The organism is Verrucomicrobium sp. BvORR034 (genome assembly GCF_000739635.1).
Lineage (GTDB): Bacteria > Verrucomicrobiota > Verrucomicrobiia > Verrucomicrobiales > Verrucomicrobiaceae > Verrucomicrobium.
This window is the reverse complement of sequence record NZ_BATQ01000093.1, coordinates 1-15,682: the sequence shown is the minus strand read 5'-3', so window position 1 is coordinate 15,682 and position 15,682 is coordinate 1. Positions and strand designations below refer to the sequence as shown.

Here is a 15,682-nt window from a genome sequence, read left to right as displayed (position 1 = left end):
ACGTTGCACCGTCACTAGCCCAGATTGCGCAGGATGTCGCCCACGATTTCATCGGGTGTCTGGTCCACGTTCACAATCATGGCCTCGTCTGCCGTCGGTTCCTCCAGCGTGGCGAACTGGCTGTCCAGCAGCGTCGGTGCCGCAGTGCCACCTGCCGCCTGGACGGTCGTCGAAACACCCTGGAAAAAGTGCCCCTTCCGCGCTGCCATGCGGTCAGCGATGAGTTCAGGCGATCCCTTCAAAAAGACGAACTCCACCACCGATCGCGGATCGCCCCCTGACAGCAGGTCCCGGTACACCGCCTTCAAGGCAGAGCAGGCCAGCACATAGCTGCGCCCCGCCGCTTGTTTTTCCTCGATCCGATCACGCATCGCCTGCAGCCAGGGCCACCGGTCCTCATCTGTCAGCGGGATCTTGGCAGACATCTTCGCCTTGTTCGCCGCGGGGTGGAAGTCATCCCCGTCTTCAAAGTCTGCCCCCAGCGCCTCTGCCAGCTTGCCGCCGATGAGGCTCTTGCCGGAGCCCGACACGCCCATGATGATGAAAGTTCCTGGTCTGCTCATTCTGTCTGCTTAGATTTCTGCTGCTGCGTTCCCGTTTTGTTCCGTCTCATCGGACACCATCTCCAGGAAGACTTCTTCCAGTCGCTTGCCCGTGGTGGAGCGCACCTGGTGGATCTCATCCATGGTGCCCAGGGCGATGAGACGCCCCTTGTGCAGGATGCCAATGCGGTCTGCGAGTTCCTCCGCGATATTCAGCAGGTGTGTGCTCATCAGCACCGTCATGCCAGCACGACTGCGCTCCTTGAGCTCCCGCTTCACCGTCCGGGCATGGATGGGATCCAGCCCCACCATCGGCTCGTCAATGATGAAGACCTTGGGTTCATGAAGCAATGCTGCCGCGATGGCCAGCCGTTGCCGTGTACCGTGGCTCAAGTTCTCGATGCGCTGGTGCGCGTAGGCACCGAGCGAAAACTTTTGAAACAACTCCGCCCCGGTCTTCTCCGCTTTCACCTCGTCCATCTCAAAGATGTCGGCAATGAACCGCATGAACTCCAGCGGGGTGAGTTTCTCATAGAAGACGGCCACATCCGGCACATAGCCGAGCAGCGCCTTCGCCAGGAGCGGCTGCTCCTGCATGTCAAACCCGCCCAGATGCACCGTCCCTTTGACCGGCTTCATCAGCCCCGTCAGCAGTTTGATGGCGGTGGTCTTCCCCGCTCCGTTTGGCCCCAGGAAGGCGAAAAACTCCCCCTGCGGGATGGTCAGCGTGAGTCCGTCCAGAGCACGGAAGTTCCCGTAGTCCATCGTGAGGTCTTTGATTTCAATCATGTGCCGTTGTCTCCCCTGCTATGCCCGCCCGTGTGTTGTCCCTGGTGTGATGAATGTTTGATGCCGTTGGATCCACGTCGCCCGCTGGACTCGCTCTTTTCTATCGCGGTCCCACCCACGCTGCAAGCGTCTCCCTCCATCCTCCCCCAACTGCATTCGACCTTCTGCAAAACCTGGTCTTCAGGTCTTGCCGCCTCCCGCTGTGTCTGGCACGGCCAACCCATCCTGTGGCGGAGCGCCCGGCACGGTCGCGGGCTGCTCCATGGGCGGCACGGGGATGTCCTCATCCTCCGGATATTCTGGCACCAGACCGTAAATCACCGGCTCCACCAGCCTCCAGCCTTCCGGCAGGTCCACCAGCGCCAGCTCCCCAGCCTCCGTGAAGAAGGCCTTCGCCTTCCAGTGCTCCATGGCAGAGAGCTCCATCAGGAAGGCCTGCCGCTCCTGCCCTGCCAGCATCATCACCCCCTGCAGCGTCTTTACTTGGAACAGCGTGGCCACATCCGCACCCGGGGCCAGTCCCAGCCCTTCAGGCAGTACTGGGTCCGCCCCCGCTGCCTGCGGTCCCATGAAGGCCCCCAGCATGGGCTGAATGCTGTTGTCATCCGCCACCACCTGCCCCTTTTGCTTCAGGGTAAAGCGCGGCATCCGCTCGCTTTTGACCCATTCGAAATCCAACACGGTGTTTGTCTCCCCCAGACGGATCTGCCCCTTGGCCCCGGCCCAGGTGTCCAGATCCTCCAGCAGGAGTTCCAGCCTCCAGTTCATGGGCGCGTCCACCATCTCGATCGCGCCCTTGTCCAGCACGCCGGAGAAATACACCCGGTATTGATTCACCCCACCTGCCCATACCCGCCTCGTGCTTACAGAGGCGTGGCCCAGCTTCTGATCCTTCTTGTACACGTGGAGCGTGTTGATCGTGGCCCCGCCTTCCAGAAAGCCTTTGAGCACCAGCCTGGGCGGCACCTCGACAAAGCGGGAGTGGTCTGGGAAATAAACCGTCCGCACCAGCAGCCCCGTCATGGCCACCCAGAAGACCAGAACAGAGAGGGTAATGATTCGCATCATGTTTTCCCAAAATGGTAAGGCACATTCCTCGCCGGACTCAATAGCAATCATATCAGAAAGCCATCCCGTCGTGAAAAAGAGATCAAACAAATGCCGCGCAAAGTTGTCGGGTGATGCAGGGGTTGATTCCGCACACCACCCGGCTTAAAAGGCTTGCGTCCCTGGCGTGGTTTCACGGACACTTTTGTTGAACGAACCCCCACAGCACCCTACACCTCACGCATCATGGATATGCTCCCCTACATTGGCATCGGCATCGCGGTCATCGTCGGTTTCGTCTTCCTGCTCATTCTGCTGAAGTTTTTCAATCTGTGGCTGCGCGCCCTCGTTTCCAATGCCCCCGTCGGCATCCCCACCCTGCTGGCCATGTGGTTTCGTGGTGTGCCCAATGCCCTGATCGTGGACAGCCGCATCACCGCCGTCAAAGCGGGTCTCCGTGTCGGCACGGATGAACTTGAAGCTCACTACCTGGCCGGTGGCAATGTCACCCAGGTCGTGCTGTCCCTCATCGCCGCCGCCAAGGCCGGCATCGAGCTCGATTTCAACCGCGCCTGCGCTATCGACCTCGCCGTCAAAGGCACCAGCAAGACTGTCATCGAAGCGGTCCGTACCAGCATTAACCCGAAGGTCATCGACTGCCCCGGCGCCGACATGGGCAAGGGCGGCAAGATCGACGCGGTGGCCCGCGATGGTATTTCCCTCCGCGTTCGTGCCCGCGTGACCGTGCGCACGAACCTCGACCGTTTCATCGGTGGCGCCACGGAAGAGACCGTCATCGCCCGTGTGGGTGAGGGCATCGTCACCTGTATCGGCTCCTCCGCCAGCTATAAGGACGTGCTCGAGAACCCGGACAGCATCTCCAAGGTGGTGCTTCAGAAGGGCGTGGACGTCGGCACGGCGTTTGAGATCATTTCCATCGATATCGCCGACGTGGATGTGGGTGAGAACATCGGTGCCCAGCTCCAGGCCGCCCAGGCCGAGACGGACAAGAAGATCGCCCAGGCCAACGCGGAAGTCCGCCGCGCCGCTGCCGTTGCTGTCGAGCAGGAAATGGCAGCCCGCACCCAGGAAATGCGAGCCAAGGTGGTCGAGGCCGAATCCCAGGTCCCCATGGCCATCGCGGAAGCCTTCCGCAAGGGCAACCTCGGCATCATGGACTACGCGAAGTATCGCAACGTCCTCGCCGATACGGAAATGCGCCAGAGCATCGCCGGTGAGACCCCGGCCACGAGCGAGAAGAAGTAACCGTCAATCGCCCCGCCGCTCGCAGAGCCCTCACTGGCTCTGCGGGGAGGTCCCCGCTCTCTGCTTTTAATTAGCCCCCACCCCTGTCGCTGTCCGTTTCATGAACCTTCTGCTCCCCAATTCCCCTCTCCTGGCTGCGGCGGATCTGCAGGAGATTGTGTTCGTCATCGTCTTCCTGGTGGTGGGGTTCCTGCAGTGGCTGTTTAGCCTGCTCAAGAAAAACAAAGAGGCTGCCGAACGGGATAGGCAGCTCCCAGTGTCCACCGAGGAGCAGGAGGCCCGTCGCCGGGCTTGGGCGGAGCAGACGCGTCCGGTGGATGACAGCCGCGCCCCGCAAGCTCCCCCCACCCGTATCCCGGCACCTCCGCAGTTGCCGCGCTCGACTCCACCTCCCACTCCCTCCGCACGTCCGGCACCTGCCTCCACCACGCCCGGCTCCCTGGCCGATCTCATGGACACGCTGCGCCGCAGCATCGATGACGTGAGCTCGCCCCGCCCTGCGGCAGCCCCCTCTGTTCCGGCCGCACCCGTCCGCCCACCTGTACTGCCCGGCGCGGCCCGAGCCGCCTCGCATCCTGTCCCGGCCAGCCATCCAGCTCGCATGACCCGGGCTGCTGCCGCCCAGCAATCCTCCGACTCGCCAGACCGCCCCATTCTCGCCACGGTGGTTGCGCCGAGACGCCCCCATCCGCTCACCGACATGCTCAAGACCACCCATGGCTACAAGCAGGCTTTCATCCTGCGGGAAGTGCTGGGCCCGTGCAAAGCCCTGGAAGGGCAGGATTAGCCTCGACAGGCCGATTCAGGACACCCCCCCGCACTTCTGAGCCCCATTCTTGCAGGGTGGGCTCAGATACTTCATGAACAAATGTCCGATTGTGCATAGAATGGATTGGCGTTAGAAGCATCGTCTTTCCGCCATGCTTCCAAGATTCTTCCGCCCGGCCGTTGGAGCCACCCTCGCCACCTCCCTGCTTTCGTCCTCGCTGAGCGTCGCCCTCCCCGGGCAGACTCCGGCCCCCGCGCCAGCCCCGGCAGCAGCCCCGGCAGCAGCCCCGGCAGCAGCCGCGGCCAGCCCGGCTCCCGCGATTGCACCCGCTCCCACGCCACCCCCGGCACCTCCAGCGCCGACCATCGTTCCGACGGACCTCTTCACCGTGCCTGAGGGGCTGGAAGTCACAGTCTGGGCCACGACCCCGCTGCTGAACAACCCCACGAACATCGACTTCGACAAAGACGGCCGTCTCTGGGTCGCAGAAGGCGTCAACTACCGCAGCCATAGCGGCCGCAAAAAGGAAGGCGACCGCATCGCGATCCTACAGGACACCGATGGTGACGGCAAAGCGGACAAATCGGAGACCTTCATTCAGGAAGCCGGTTTCCTCGCACCGCTCGGCGTGGCCGTGCTGGACAACCAGGTCATCGTCTCCCAGCCGCCGGATCTGCTGGTGTACACGGACGTGAATCGCGATGGCAAGTTCGACCCTGCCGTGGACAAGCGCGATGTGCTGCTCACCGGATTCAACGGTCGCAGCCACGATCACAGCCTGCACTCCGTCACTGCCGGTCCAGATGGCCAGTGGTATTTCAACCAGGGCAACACCGGCGCCCTCTTTACAGACAAGTCCGGCAAGACCTTCCGCCTGGGCAGCCCGTATGTGCACCAGAATGGCAAGCAGGTCGTGGACCCCAGCACCATCGCGGGGCAGAAGAGCGATGACGGCCGCGTGTGGATCGGTGGTTTCCTCGCCCGCATGAATCCGGACGGCTCAAACGTCAACGTCATCGCCCACAACTTCCGCAACAGCTATGAGCAGGCGGTGAACTCCTTTGGCGATATCTACCAGAGCGACAACGACGATCCGCCGGCCTGCCGCGTCACCCCGGTGCTGGAGTTCGGCAATGCAGGCTTTGCCTCCGCCGATGGCCAGCGCGCATGGGCCGCAGACCGCCGTCCAGGGCAGAAGATTCCCACCGCCGAGTGGCGTCAGGATGACCCCGGCACCATGCCCGTGGGCGATGTGTATGGCGGCGGCTCGCCCACCGGCGTGGCGTTCTATGAGAACGGAGCCTTGGGCGACAAGTGGCAGGGCCTGCTGCTGGCCTGCGAGGCCGGCCGCAACGTGATCTTCGGTTATCTCCCTAAACCCGACGGTGCCGGCTTCAAGCTGGAGCGCTTCGACTTTCTCACCTCCAACAAGGAGGGCAAGTTCGCCGGATCCGACTTCCTCGGCGGCACCAATAGCGTGACGTCAGAGCTCAAGACTCTCTTCCGCCCCAGCGACGTGACGGTGGGTCCCGATGGCGCCCTCTATGTGGCTGACTGGTTCGACGCCCGCGTTGGCGGTCATTCCGATCTCGACAACACCACCTCTGGTACGATCTACCGGATCGCGCCCAAGGGTTTCAAGTCCGTCGTGCCGCAGTTTGATCTGAGCACGACCGAAGGCCAGGTTGCTGCGCTTAAGAGCCCCGCTCCCAACGTGCGCTACGCAGGCTTCACCCGTCTGAAGACCCAGGGTGAAAAAGCCGTACCCGCCGTGGCGGCACTGCTGCAGGACCAGAATCATTTCATCGCCGCCCGCGCCATCTGGCTGCTCGCTCAGATGGGCCCTGCCGGCATCGCCAAGGTGGAGCCTCTGCTGGGTGCTGGGGAGGAACAAACCCGCGTCATCGCTTACCGCGCCCTGCGCCGCGCCAATCACAACGTGGTCGCCATGGCCCAGAAGATGGCGTCCGACAGCTCCGCCGCCGTGCGTCGCGAGGTGGCCCTCAGTCTGCGGGATGTGCCGTTCGCCCAGAGCGGACCGATCCTCGTGGAAGTGGCCAAGCGTTTCGATGGCAAGGACCGCAGCTACCTTGAGGCCCTCGGTCTCGCGGCCGAAGGCAACACCCGCGCCCTCTATGCCGCGATCAAAGACGCCCTGCCCGATGGCAAGGCGCAGCCCGAAGCCTGGGGCGATGCCTTTGCCTGGCTGACCTGGCGTCTCAATGCCCCGGAGGCCGTCCCTGTGCTCAAGACCCGCATTCTCTCCACCAAACTCAGCCGCGAGCAGCGCAAGCTCGCCCTCGATTCCCTCGCCTTCATCAAGTCTCCCTTCGCCGCCCTGGCGATGGTCGAGGTGGCCGAGGCCCCGGACACCACGCTCAAAGGCGACACCCTCTGGTGGCTCTTCAACCGCCGAGCCAGTCTCTGGAAGGACTACGGCCTCACTGATGCCCTGAAGGAGCGCGGCATTTATGATGCCGATGCCAACGTGGCCCTCACACCCTTCGTCTCGCCCGAGCTACCCACCACCCCCTCGGCCCTGCCGCCGGTGGAAGAGATCCTCAAGCTGTCAGGCGATGCCACCCGCGGCAAGACCGCCGTGGCCACCTGCTACACCTGCCACAAGATCGGCGAACCCGGCGTGGACTTCGGCCCTGACCTCACCGTCTTCGGCAAGACCCAGACCCGCGAAGTGCTACTCAACGCCATCATCAATCCCTCCGGCGACATCGCCCACGGTTATGAAGGCAAGCGCATTGTCACCAAGGACGGCGTCACCATCGACGGCATGGTTCTCAGCAACGACGACCCCGTGCAAATCAAGTCCATGGGCGGCGTCATCCAGGCCGTGCCCAAGCGCCTCATCAAGTCCAATACCGGCATGAAACACTCCCTCATGTTCACTGCCGATATGATGGGTCTCAACGCCCAGGCCCTCGCCGACATCGTCGCCTACCTGAAGTCTGACGAGATCAAATAAGACACCAGACTGCCAGGCGCCAAGGATCAGACCTGAGCTCATTCCACAAAGGCCTCTCCACCCCGGAGAGGCCTTTTTGCAAGCCTTTGACGCGTCGGGCATTGGCCACTCGGTCAGATGCCGGAGGCATCACAGCCATTAGACGCCGGACGGTTGAAGGAGCGTAGCGACTGATACCTCCGGTTCGTCGACATTTGTCGCATCCTGAAGGGATGCCAGCGATGTGCACCTCCAGGGTGGGCGTGCCGCCACTCCTCTGGCAACATCGACTCACATTAGGTCAGGTGTGGATACAGCCAATCCACACTCCCACTCGCCACCCAATCAAAATGCCAAATTCCAAATTCCCACCCGCGGCAATTTCCGCTACGCTTTCCCCATGAAGACGAAGACGTGCCGCGCCACCCTTCTCCTATTCGCCGTCCTCACGACGGCCTTCACGGTCACCACCGCCCACGCCCAGGTCGTTCCCACCACGCCCAACAATTTTAAAATTCGGGGTTCGGGCGGAGGTGCCAATACCGCGGACGTCAACGTCACCCCGGTTCCGCCCCCACCCACCGTGATCCGCACGGTCACGTATTATTCCCTTTCTCACTCCCGCCAGTGGACCAGCGCCGATGGCAAAGCTCTGGTCGGTAAGTTGATCGCGTTCGAGGAACATGTCGTCGAGACCGTCAAAGGCATCCCCGAGTCCCCCACTCCCGCCCCCGTCGCCCTGCCCTCACCTCCCACCGTCATCCGCGATGGAAAGGTGCGTCTCCTCGTCAACAACCAGCCCTACGAACTCCCCCTCACCCGTCTCACCAAAGAAGACCAGGAGTTCATCAACGTCGCCAAAATCGGCACCTCCAAACCCGCCACGAAGTAGCCGCTCCCCACCGTAGCGCAGACTGGCAGTCTGCTGTGCCGCCAATTGGCAATCGGCATCAAGCACCTCTCGCCCCAGGACATCGCCTACCCCCCAAACGCGACTCCATCGTCGCTTCATCTCAAATCAGACAGGAAAAGGATTCGGGAAAGTACCGGCGGTCGGACTCGAACCGACACTCCTTTTGGGAACAAGATTTTGAGTCTAGCGCGTCTACCAATTTCGCCACGCCGGCCTTTGATCTCTTTTCCTGGAAGAACACTGCCCGTGCTGCAATGCAGTTCGGAACAGGGAAGTCATTAAAGCCTCCCTGACGTTTTGTGCAACAAGAACAGCACGGAAAAGTGAGTACCACAGCCATCTTGGCCGTGCGTTCTCCAGGCATGCCATCATCCTCCCTGATAAAGTGACACAGCCATCCTGGCTGTGCGTTCCCCAGGCGTCCCGCCTGGGTCATCGCCACCCCAGACTCCCCGCCAGCCCACCACATCATCCCACCCCCGAAGCCCGGCAACCGAAGTGGTCAACCTGCCGCCACCTCTCCAGATCACTGGCCCACTCCCTGATCCCACCTTCGGGCGGGCCGCCCTCGTAGCAGTCGAGCCGACTGCGCTCCCCATCGACTCCTACTCCACCATCCCACAAAAAAAGCGGGCCACGATCAAATCGACCGCAGCCCGCCAAAAAACAATCCCAACACTCCCCTACTCCATCCCTCCAATCCTCAACCCGCCAACGGCGGCAAACTCCCCTTATCCCTTACCCCTTATCCCTTACCCCTCTTCCCTTTTCCCTATTTCTTGGGCTCCGCCATCGGCAGATTAAAATCCTCCGCCGCTGGCAGCTTCACATGCACCATCGGCTCCTTGGCATCCAGATTCTCGTTCAACTGGGCCTCGGTCACGGCATTCGATTTCACCCCGCCCTCGGGCACTTCCAGGCCAGCCGTCCAGACGATCCCGTTCAGCACCAGCTTGCGGAAGTCTTCCAGCGCCCAGTTGCGGTGCCAGTGACCGCCCGTGAAGCCCACGCCGCGACCGCCATCGGGACGCTGCACGCCCCACATGAGCGTCTGCGGTTTGCCCAGCTCGCCGTCAGCACCGGGATTCCAGTGAATGTACCGCTTGATCCGCTCGCGCGTCGGCGTCGCGGTCAGCAACGACGTTGCCGTCGAAGGCTCAGCGAACCGCATGCGGAAGTACCACTCGTCGTGCACCTTCACCGGCTTCACCCCACGGCTCACCGGGTGCTCCTTGTTCGCCTCCGTATCAGCGTCCCAGTGTGGGTTCACCGAGTACTGGCCTTCATAAAATCCGCCGATCCACTTTTTGAACGGCTCGCCCGCCTGACCCGGCACCACTTCCACCGCATAGTGCATGCACATGATGCCCACACCCTTCTGGGACAAGGCCTCCACCGCCGGAAGATGCGTCACAAAGGGGTGCTTGCCACCGCCGTCCGCGTAGCAGACCACCGCTTTGGCCCCGTTGAAAACCGACTCGTCCTTCGGCCAGCCGTTCGTCACCACCACCGCCTCGACATCCAGCCCGCTCTGCTCATTGAGCGCCTTCGCCAGGAGCTTCGCCCCGGCCGCGAACTCGTGCTGACCGCTCGGATGGCTCTTCTCCCCCGCCAGGATCACGATCTTCGTCTTGTCCTTGGCCGACACCGTCGGCACCGCCACCCCCAGGCCCAGCGCCGCCATCGCAGCCGCACCGGCAAAAGGCAAAAACAGACGTCGGGAAAGAGTCGGACGAGATCCAGCAGAGAAAAGGGTATGGGAACGAGAACGCATGATTTTTGAGGAAGGGAAGATGCAAGCAGTTGACCCGGAATGCAAAGCCAGCGTGGCCCAGCCGCATTCATTTCATTCGTAAACAACGCGATGGGAAGGCAGGAGCCTTTCAGGCTTCCTCGAAAACAGTAAAAAGTAGCCCGGCTCCGACGGGAGACGTCAGACTGCCAGACTCCAGACACCAGACCTAACTCCCCCCAACCACGAACTGTCATTTTCTGCCCACTGACCACTGCCAACTGCCTACTGGAACGCCCCTCCCCGCCTTTCCCCTTGCCTCTCCACCAAAGCTCCCTTAGCATCCAAACGCAGGGGCGCTGACCACGGTCGGCTGAGACTTTTGGCAACAAAGGAACCCTTTGAACCTGATGCGAGTAATGTCGCCGCAGGGAGCAAAGCTCGATCCGGTTCTACCTCGCCAATTTTCTCCGCCCACCCTCCGCCATGCCGCTGCCCAGCCGCATGGCGTTTTCATTTCCCCACACCAGCGCGAAGCGCCAAACTCGACTTTCCACTTTTTACTAATCACTTTTCACTTCGCGCAGCGCCCACTTTTCCCTCTCCCACCCGCTTCGCCGCAGCCTCCCGTCTTCTACCAGCCCCTGCCCATCCACCACTTCCCAAAATGATCGCCACCAAAGATTCCTTCGAGCCCCACAGCAGCGAACAACTGCCCAACAGCACCCGCGTTTACGTCGAAGGCCAGTTGCACCCGGATGTTCGCGTGCCCATGCGCGAGATCGCGGTGTCGCCCACGAAGACCTTCAGCGGGAAGATTGAGGAGAACGCCTCCGTGCGAGTGTATGACTGCTCCGGCCCTTGGGGCGACCCCGCCTTCACTGGCACCCCGGAGGAAGGTCTGCCCGCCCTGCGGGCGAAGTGGATTGCGGACCGCCAGGACGTCGAGGAGTACGACGGCCGCGAGGTGAAGCCCCAGGACAACGGCTACCTCTCCGGCAAGCACGCCGAGTACGCCAGCAAGGCGGAGCGCAACCGCTTGATCGAGTTCCCCGGCCTCCATGGCGAGCGCCGCAAGCCCCTCCGCGCCAGCGCCGGGCACCCCGTCACCCAGCTCTGGTATGCCAGGCAGGGCATCATCACACCCGAGATGGAGTACATCGCCATCCGTGAGAACATGAAAGTGGCACTGGCTTCCAGCCAGTGTGGTCAGCAGGCTTCCAGCCTGCGCATCGCAGACCAAAAGGACGACATCCTGCGCAACGACCTCCACAAGCAGCATGCGGGCTCCACCCAGCTCGGCACCGTCAACCCGTATACGCCGTCGATCTTCGGACGCTTCCCCCAGCGCATCCCCGCGGAAATCACCCCCGAGTTCGTTCGCGAGGAAGTCGCCTCCGGCCGCGCCATCATCCCGGCCAACATCAATCACCCGGAACTCGAGCCCATGATCATCGGGCGCAACTTCCTGGTGAAGATCAACGCCAACATCGGCAACTCCGCCGTGGCCTCCAGCATTGAGGAGGAGGTGGAAAAGATGCGCTGGGCCACCAAGTGGGGTGCCGACACGGTCATGGACCTCTCCACCGGCAAGAACATCCACGCCACGCGCGAGTGGATCCTGCGCAACAGCCCCGTGCCGATCGGCACCGTGCCCATCTACCAGGCGCTGGAGAAGGTCAACGGCAAGGCCGAGGACCTCACCTGGGAGCTCTTCCGGGATACCCTCATCGAGCAGGCCGAGCAGGGCGTGGACTACTTCACCATCCATGCCGGCGTCCTCCTGCGGTTCGTGCCCATGACCGCCAGCCGCATGACCGGCATCGTCAGCCGCGGCGGCTCCATCATGGCCAAGTGGTGCCTCGCCCATCACAAGGAAAATTTCCTCTACACCCACTGGGATGACATCTGCGACATCATGGCCGCCTATGACGTCAGCTTCAGCATCGGCGACGGCCTCCGCCCCGGCTCTATTGCCGACGCCAACGACAAAGCCCAGTTCGGCGAACTCGAAGTCCAGGGCGAGCTCACCAAGCGCGCCTGGGCCAAGGGCGTCCAGGTCATGAACGAAGGCCCCGGCCACGTCCCCATGCACATGATCGAGGAGAACATGGCCAAGCAGCTCGAATGGTGCCACGAGGCCCCCTTCTACACCCTCGGGCCCCTCACCACTGATATCGCCCCTGGCTACGACCACATCACCAGCGGCATCGGTGCCGCCATGATCGGCTGGTACGGCTGCGCCATGCTCTGCTACGTCACCCCCAAGGAGCACCTCGGCCTCCCCAATAAGAAGGACGTCAAGGATGGCGTCATCACCTACAAAATCGCCGCCCACGCCGCCGACCTCGCCAAAGGCCACCCCGGTGCCCAGTACCGCGACAACGCCCTCAGCAAGGCCCGCTTCGAGTTCCGCTGGGAAGACCAGTTCAACCTGTCCCTCGACCCCACCACCGCCCGCGAGTTCCACGACGAAACCCTCCCTCAGGAAGGCGCCAAAACCGCCCACTTCTGCTCCATGTGCGGACCCCACTTCTGCAGCATGAAGATCACCGAGGACGTGCGCAAATACGCCGCCGAACAAGCCATCTCCGAAGAAGAAGCCCTCCAGGCCGGGATGGCGGAGAAGAGCAAGGAGTTTGTCGATGCGGGTGCCGAGGTGTATCAGCAGGCGTAGTTCTCAGGTCTGGCAATATTCATGTCATCCTCTCCTCACCCATTTTGCTGGACAGATATTGCGCGATTCATCCATTCTCCAAGCACCGCCTTGGGAGATTTTGGGTAGAATTGATTGTGCTGTAGGTGTTCTTGCTAACATCGAGCCATCGACCCATTCCACAACGTCTCACTCTGGCCTACTCCGGTGGGACATTTTGTGCTTGGCATTTGGAGGCAGTAAAATTTCAATTGTTCATTTGAACACTTCTCGGTAATCTAAACTCATGAAACCCCAGACAGAGCAACAGTTGTCCTTCATCCCTGGGATAACTGGGCTGCCTCATGAGCTTGCAAGGTTCCCGCGATTCCGCTACATGGGGAGCAAATTCCGCTTGCTCCCGTGGATTCATGAGACGCTGGCAGGTATAGGTTTTGAGACGGCAACCGACGCTTTTTCAGGGTCTGGTGTGGTCTCATACTTGCTCAAGGCAATGGGCAAGCAGGTCCTGGCAAATGATACTCTCGCCTTTCCCTCAGTATTAACTTCCGCGACGGTAGCCAACAATGCCACCCGCCTCAACGCAGACGACCTCCAGTTTGTCCTGGCTTCAAAGGCGCGTTCACAGTCGGAGCGCTTCATTCGTAGCACCTACGAGGGCATCTTCTATACCCCGGGGGAACTTTCCTCACTTGATGATCTTTGGTCCGGCATCCGCCAGCTAGAATCCCCATTCAAGCGCGCAGTGGCGATGGCCGCTCTGTTACGTTCCGCCATCAAACGGCAACCTCGCGGCCTTTTCACTGTTAGCGATCCGACTCGGTACCAAGACGGCAGAAGGGATCTCCAACTGAATATTCTTGAGCATTTCGTCGAGCAGGTTGCAATTTACAACGGTGCAGTTTTCAGCAACGGCCTTCGAAACTCGGCCACCTGCAAGGATGTATTTGAGGTACAGCCCGGAAGCGACTTGGTGTACATGGACCCTCCCTATGTCCCTCTTGCTGACGACAACTGCTACATCAAGAGGTATCATTTTCTCGAGGGATTGGCTTGCTACTGGGAAGGTAAAGAGGTGATGATGAACACCAAAGTACGAAAAATCGCCAAGCCGTTCACCCCCTTCTCCTATAGACACACAGCGCTTGAAGCATTCGACCGACTCTTTCGCCATTTTGCGGAGTCGGTACAAGTGCTCTCCTACTCTTCGAACGCATTTCCAGATCTCGAGACGCTGCGGTCCCTCATGAAACGCTACAAAAAGTCTGTCGACGTCCTTGAAAAAACGCACCGTTATCACTTCGGCACTCACGCCGCAGCCAAGCGAAATGTCGTCAGTGAATACCTGATCATTGGTTCATGAAACGCTATCACCAGACGTTCGAAGAGATTTCAGCATCCTTGATTCCGATCGAAGCCTCCTGGCTCGACGCCCATGCCGAGGAGGTCATCACTCTCCTCAAAAACCTTCCCGTCAAAAGTGCCTACAAGATGCGGACATCGCCGCTCTGCTCGCTGTCAATTTTGACACCGCCACGACAGCTATCCGACTGTTTCTGGATCTCTCGAAGGACGATTACACCCATCAATTGCGTGAGATCCTGGGGATTGGAGGAATTGGCATCAAGAGGTACCTTGCTGACCCGCCGGCCTACCTCAAAGCGCTCAATCAGATGGGGCTAAGTGATATGATGAGCATGGCCGTTCATCAGCCACTTCATTGGTCGGATGTTTTGGTCGAACGGCTGAAAGGAGGACGTGGCAGCGCCATCAAAGGGCAGACTCGCGGCCGTGGCATGGAGGATTATGTTGAAGGCATCGTACGATCCATCTTTTCGGATAAGAAGGTGGCCGTACGCGGACGCTTCACGGGGGCCAAGGGCCAAAGCACCGAAAAAGCGGACTTCGCAATACCCTCATTGGTCGATCCACTCATCCTCATTGAAGTGAAGGCTTATGGTGCTACGGGCAGCAAACAGACCGATGTAATTGGAGACATTGCCCGGATCGTCGGGGAAAAGCGGCCTGACACAGTCCTTCTTCTGGTCACAGATGGGATCACCTGGAAGCAGCGCCCCAACGACCTTCGGAAGTTGGTGGAGCTTCAAAATGAGGGCCGAATCCAACGCATCTATACCAAATCGATGGAGGAGGAGCTTAAGAACGATCTTGAGTCACTAAGGCTTGAAAATGATCTGTGAGATCTAGGCGCGGGCGAGCTGACCAAGCGCGCTTGGGCCAAGGGCGTGCAAGTCATGAACGAAGGCCCCGGCCACGTCCCCATGCACATGATCGAGGAGAACATGGCCAAGCAGCTTGAGGGGTGCCACGAGGCCCCCTTCTACACCCTCGGGCCCCTCACCACGGACATCGCCCCGGGGTATGATCACATCACCAGCGGCATCGGTGCCGCCATGATCGGCTGGTACGGCTGCGCCATGCTCTGCTACGTCACCCCCAAGGAGCACCTCGGCCCCCCCACCCCAACAAGAAGGACGTCAAGGACGGCGTCATCACCTACAAGATCGCCGCCCACGCCGCCGACCTCGCCAAAGGCCACCCCGGTGCCCAGTACCGCGACAACGCCCTCTCCAAGGCCCGTTTCGAATTCCGCTGGGAAGACCAGTTCAACCTCTCTTTGGACCCCACGACCGCCCGCGAGTTCCACGACGAAACCCTTCCCCAGGAAGGTGCCAAAACCGCCCACTTCTGCTCCATGTGCGGCCCGCACTTCTGCAGCATGAAGATCACGGAGGACGTCCGGAAGTACGCCGCCGAACAAGGCCTGGCCGAGGAAGAAGCGCTCAAGGCCGGGATGGCGGAGAAGAGCAAGGAGTTTGTGGAGGCGGGGTCGGAGGTGTATCAAAACGCCTAGTCGACCCCTGAATGAATAGGTCTTATAAGTCCTATAGGACCTATTCCTCCTATCCCCAAACGCCACCCCCCCTCTCCTAATGCCTCCAGATCCCGGCAGCTTCCTCCCAAAAACAGGAAACTACCGGGAGCTTC

11 protein-coding genes, 1 tRNA gene, 1 pseudogene and 1 riboswitch are annotated in these 15,682 nt (G+C 61.0%); of the genes and pseudogenes, 8 read left to right on the top strand and 5 right to left on the bottom strand.

Annotated features, from left to right (window positions below; all coding sequences use genetic code 11):
• Positions 1-14: 14 nt before the first annotated feature.
• From BV034_RS15900 to BV034_RS15890, 3 genes are all read right to left on the bottom strand, one after another.
• Entirely contained in the window at positions 15-563 is a 549-nt protein-coding gene (locus BV034_RS15900) for a gluconokinase (RefSeq protein WP_265593060.1), read from the bottom strand.
• A gap of 9 nt (positions 564-572) precedes the next feature.
• On the bottom strand, positions 573-1,331 hold the full coding sequence (locus tag BV034_RS15895; RefSeq protein WP_050027989.1) for an ABC transporter ATP-binding protein: 759 nt from the start codon (positions 1,329-1,331) through the stop codon (positions 573-575).
• 180 nt (positions 1,332-1,511) lie between these two features.
• Positions 1,512-2,399: a hypothetical protein gene (locus BV034_RS15890; RefSeq protein WP_265593059.1), complete on the bottom strand. Its 888-nt coding sequence runs from the start codon at positions 2,397-2,399 to the stop codon at positions 1,512-1,514.
• A 225-nt stretch (positions 2,400-2,624) separates the two neighbouring features.
• On the opposite strand from BV034_RS15890, the gene floA reads away from it, so the two are divergent.
• From floA to BV034_RS15870, 4 genes are all read left to right on the top strand, one after another.
• Positions 2,625-3,644 (top strand): flotillin-like protein FloA, encoded by a 1,020-nt coding sequence (gene floA, locus BV034_RS15885; RefSeq protein ID WP_050027987.1) that lies wholly within the window; start codon positions 2,625-2,627, stop codon positions 3,642-3,644.
• Positions 3,645-3,744: 100 nt separating this feature from the next.
• Positions 3,745-4,431 (top strand): hypothetical protein, encoded by a 687-nt coding sequence (locus tag BV034_RS15880; RefSeq protein WP_050027986.1) that lies wholly within the window; start codon positions 3,745-3,747, stop codon positions 4,429-4,431.
• 133 nt (positions 4,432-4,564) lie between these two features.
• Positions 4,565-7,393, top strand: a complete 2,829-nt coding sequence (locus BV034_RS15875; RefSeq protein WP_050027985.1) for a PVC-type heme-binding CxxCH protein — start codon at positions 4,565-4,567, stop codon at positions 7,391-7,393.
• 379 nt (positions 7,394-7,772) lie between these two features.
• Positions 7,773-8,264, top strand: coding sequence for a hypothetical protein (locus BV034_RS15870; RefSeq protein WP_050027984.1), 492 nt, complete (start codon positions 7,773-7,775; stop codon positions 8,262-8,264).
• Positions 8,265-8,416: 152 nt separating this feature from the next.
• Here BV034_RS15870 and BV034_RS15865 read toward each other — a convergent pair.
• Positions 8,417-8,499 (bottom strand) — tRNA-Leu (locus tag BV034_RS15865).
• A 558-nt stretch (positions 8,500-9,057) separates the two neighbouring features.
• Complete coding sequence (locus BV034_RS15860; protein WP_265593058.1) at positions 9,058-10,059, bottom strand: ThuA domain-containing protein; 1,002 nt, start codon at positions 10,057-10,059, stop codon at positions 9,058-9,060.
• A gap of 300 nt (positions 10,060-10,359) precedes the next feature.
• Positions 10,360-10,468, top strand: a riboswitch (TPP riboswitch).
• A gap of 216 nt (positions 10,469-10,684) precedes the next feature.
• Between BV034_RS15860 and thiC the strand changes: the two genes are divergently transcribed.
• The 4 genes and pseudogenes from thiC to BV034_RS36835 form a co-directional block, all read left to right on the top strand.
• The gene (gene thiC, locus BV034_RS15855) at positions 10,685-12,694 is read left to right on the top strand and encodes a phosphomethylpyrimidine synthase ThiC (RefSeq protein ID WP_050027982.1); all 2,010 of its coding nucleotides are present in this window, start codon (positions 10,685-10,687) and stop codon (positions 12,692-12,694) included.
• A 265-nt stretch (positions 12,695-12,959) separates the two neighbouring features.
• Complete coding sequence (locus BV034_RS15850) at positions 12,960-14,036, top strand: DNA adenine methylase (RefSeq protein ID WP_265593057.1); 1,077 nt, start codon at positions 12,960-12,962, stop codon at positions 14,034-14,036.
• A 226-nt stretch (positions 14,037-14,262) separates the two neighbouring features.
• Positions 14,263-14,874 (top strand): DpnII family type II restriction endonuclease, encoded by a 612-nt coding sequence (locus tag BV034_RS15845; RefSeq protein WP_265593056.1) that lies wholly within the window; start codon positions 14,263-14,265, stop codon positions 14,872-14,874.
• Between the two features lie 12 nt (positions 14,875-14,886).
• Positions 14,887-15,548, top strand: a pseudogene (locus BV034_RS36835) (phosphomethylpyrimidine synthase ThiC); the annotation flags it as partial.
• Between the last annotated feature and the right edge of the window lie 134 nt (positions 15,549-15,682).

Bases quoted from the DNA above. Each gene is read 5' to 3' on its own strand.
- BV034_RS15900 (WP_265593060.1), bottom strand. From the start codon at position 563: ATGAGCAGACCAGGAACTTTCATCATCATGGGCGTGTCGGGCTCCGGC.
- BV034_RS15895 (WP_050027989.1), bottom strand. From the start codon at position 1,331: ATGATTGAAATCAAAGACCTCACGATGGACTACGGGAACTTCCGTGCT.
- BV034_RS15890 (WP_265593059.1), bottom strand. From the start codon at position 2,399: ATGATGCGAATCATTACCCTCTCTGTTCTGGTCTTCTGGGTGGCCATG.
- floA (WP_050027987.1), top strand. From the start codon at position 2,625: ATGGATATGCTCCCCTACATTGGCATCGGCATCGCGGTCATCGTCGGT.
- BV034_RS15880 (WP_050027986.1), top strand. From the start codon at position 3,745: ATGAACCTTCTGCTCCCCAATTCCCCTCTCCTGGCTGCGGCGGATCTG.
- BV034_RS15875 (WP_050027985.1), top strand. From the start codon at position 4,565: ATGCTTCCAAGATTCTTCCGCCCGGCCGTTGGAGCCACCCTCGCCACC.
- BV034_RS15870 (WP_050027984.1), top strand. From the start codon at position 7,773: ATGAAGACGAAGACGTGCCGCGCCACCCTTCTCCTATTCGCCGTCCTC.
- BV034_RS15860 (WP_265593058.1), bottom strand. From the start codon at position 10,059: ATGCGTTCTCGTTCCCATACCCTTTTCTCTGCTGGATCTCGTCCGACT.
- thiC (WP_050027982.1), top strand. From the start codon at position 10,685: ATGATCGCCACCAAAGATTCCTTCGAGCCCCACAGCAGCGAACAACTG.
- BV034_RS15850 (WP_265593057.1), top strand. From the start codon at position 12,960: ATGAAACCCCAGACAGAGCAACAGTTGTCCTTCATCCCTGGGATAACT.